General features: G+C 66.6%; 1 protein-coding gene. It reads right to left on the bottom strand.

The genetic code is table 11. The annotated features are described in order from the left end of the window. Nucleotides 1-49: 49 nt before the first annotated feature. On the bottom strand, nt 50-2602 hold a 2553-nt coding region (gene rpoB, locus VF794_RS20855; protein WP_331113074.1), incomplete at its 5' end, for a DNA-directed RNA polymerase subunit beta.

Below are 2602 nucleotides of genomic sequence, written 5' to 3'. Positions count from 1 at the left end.
CGCCCCTCATGGGAGCGGGCATCCAGCGGGGCGGCCCTCCGACTCCGAATTACGCCTCGGTACCGGTCTTCCGATCCTCGCCGTCACCACCACCGCCGAAGTCCGCTCCGAACGAGCGCTGACGCTCGGGCGGCGCGCTCTCGAGCAGCTCCACGTCCAGGGCCAGCGACTGGAGCTCCTTGAGGAGCACGTTGAAGGACTCGGGCAGACCGGACTCCAGGACGTTGTCGCCCTTGACGATCGCCTCGTACATGCGCGTGCGGCCCACCACATCGTCGGACTTGACGGTGAGGAACTCCTGGAGCGTGTACGCCGCGCCGTAGGCCTCCATCGCCCACACTTCCATCTCTCCCAGACGCTGGCCGCCGAACTGGGCCTTGCCGCCCAGGGGCTGCTGCGTGACGAGCGAGTAGGGCCCGATGGAGCGGGCGTGGATCTTCTCGTCCACCAGGTGGTGCAGCTTGAGGATGTACATGACGCCGACGGTGACGTTCTGGTCGAACGGCTCACCGGTGCGGCCGTCGAAGAGCACCATCTGGCCGGTCCGCGGCAGGCGGGCCTCGTCGAAGAGCGAGTGGATCTCCGTCTCGCGCGCGCCGTCGAACACCGGCGTGGCGACATGGATGCCCCTCTTCAGGCGGTAGCACAGGCTCTTGACCTCGTCGTCGGACAGGGTGTCCACGAACTCGCCAAAGGCCTTGTCGTCGTAGACGGTCTTCACCTGCTTCTTGAGGTTCTCGCCGCTGTAGTTCTCCTCGATGTACTTCTGGAGCTGCTCGCCCACGCCCTTGGCGGCCCAGCCCAGGTGGGTCTCGAGGATCTGCCCGATGTTCATGCGCGAGGGCACGCCCAGCGGGTTGAGCACGATGTCCACCGGACGCCCGTCCTCGAGGTACGGCAGGTCCTCCTCGGGGAGGATGCGGGAGACGACGCCCTTGTTACCGTGGCGGCCGGCCATCTTGTCGCCCACGGCCAGCTTGCGCTTGATGGCGACGTACACCTTGACCATCTTGATGACGCCCGGCGGGAGCTCATCGCCCTTCTTGATGCGGGCGATCTTCTCGCCGAAGGCCAGCTTCACGGCCTCGGTGGTCTCCTCCTGGTTGCGGAGGATGTCGCGCAGCTTGCTGTCGAGCGGATCGCCGACGGAGATCTCCGTCCAGTACTTGTACGGGACGGTGGCCAGCAGCTCGTCGGAGACGATGTCCCCCTTCTTCAGGAGGATCTTGCCCTTGTCGTCCACGAGCTTGCCCTGGATCTCCTTGCCGCGGAGCATGGCGCGCAGGCGGTCGTAGGCGCTGTCGCGCAGGACCTTGATCTCGTCGTTCTGGTCCTTGAGGAGCTTGGCCTCCTCCATGGACTCGATCTGCTTGGCGCGCTCGTCCTTCTCCACGCCCTTGCGGCTGAACACCTTGGCGTTGATGACGGTGCCCACCACGCCGGGGGGCACGCGCAGCGAGCTGTCGCGCACGTCGCCGGCCTTCTCACCGAAGATGGCGCGCAGCAGCTTCTCCTCGGGGGAGAGCTGGGTCTCGCCCTTCGGAGTGATCTTGCCCACGAGCACGTCGCCGGGCTTCACCTCGGCACCGATGCGGATGATGCCGCTCTCGTCGAGGTCCTTGAGGGCCTCCTCACCCACGTTCGGGATGTCGCGGGTGATCTCCTCCTTGCCGAGCTTGGTATCGCGCGCGATGCACTCGAACTCCTCGATGTGGATGGACGTGAAGACGTCCTCCTTGAGGATGCGCTCGGAGATGAGGATGGAGTCCTCGAAGTTGTAGCCCTGCCACGGCATGAACGCGACGACCACGTTCTGGCCCAGCGCCAGCTCACCGGTCTCGGTGGCCGGACCGTCGGCGATCACGTCACCCTTCCGCACCCGGTCGCCCTTGCGGACGATGGGCTTCTGGTTGAGGCACGTGTTCTGGTTGGAGCGCTGGTACTTCAGGAGGTTGTAGATGTCGACCTCGCTGGAGATATCGAACGCGCCCGTGGCGGTGTCCGCCTTCACGACGATACGGCTGGCGTCCACGCTCTCCACGACGCCGTCGCGACGCGCCACGCAGGTCACGCCGGAGTCGCGGGCGACGATCGCCTCGATGCCGGTGCCCACGAGCGGAGCGGCGGTGCGCAGCAGCGGCACGGCCTGGCGCTGCATGTTGGAGCCCATGAGCGCGCGGTTGGCGTCGTCGTTCTCGAGGAACGGGATGAGGGAGGCGGCCACCGACACGAGCTGGTTCGGCGACACGTCCATCAGGTCCACGTCCTCGGCCTTGGCCTGGACGAACTCGCCGCCGCGGCGGGACGAGACGAGCTCGTTGAGGAACTTGCCCTTCTTGTCCGTCTCCGCGTTCGCCTGGGCGATGGTGTGCTTCTCCTCCTCGAGGGCGGAGTAGAACGCCACATCACCCGTCACCGCGCCGGCCTCGACCTTCTTGTACGGGGTCTCGACGAAGCCGAACTCGTTGACGCGGGCGTAGGTGGACAGCGACGCGATGAGGCCGATGTTCGGGCCTTCCGGCGTCTCGATGGGGCAGATGCGGCCGTAGTGCGTCGGGTGCACGTCGCGCACCTCGAAGCCCGCGCGCTCGCGGGTGAGGCC

It is taken from the genome of Archangium sp. (assembly GCF_036389735.1).
Classification (GTDB): domain Bacteria; phylum Myxococcota; class Myxococcia; order Myxococcales; family Myxococcaceae; genus Archangium.
Note: the sequence above shows the minus strand (reverse complement) of the source record. Positions and strands in the feature narration are given on the sequence as shown.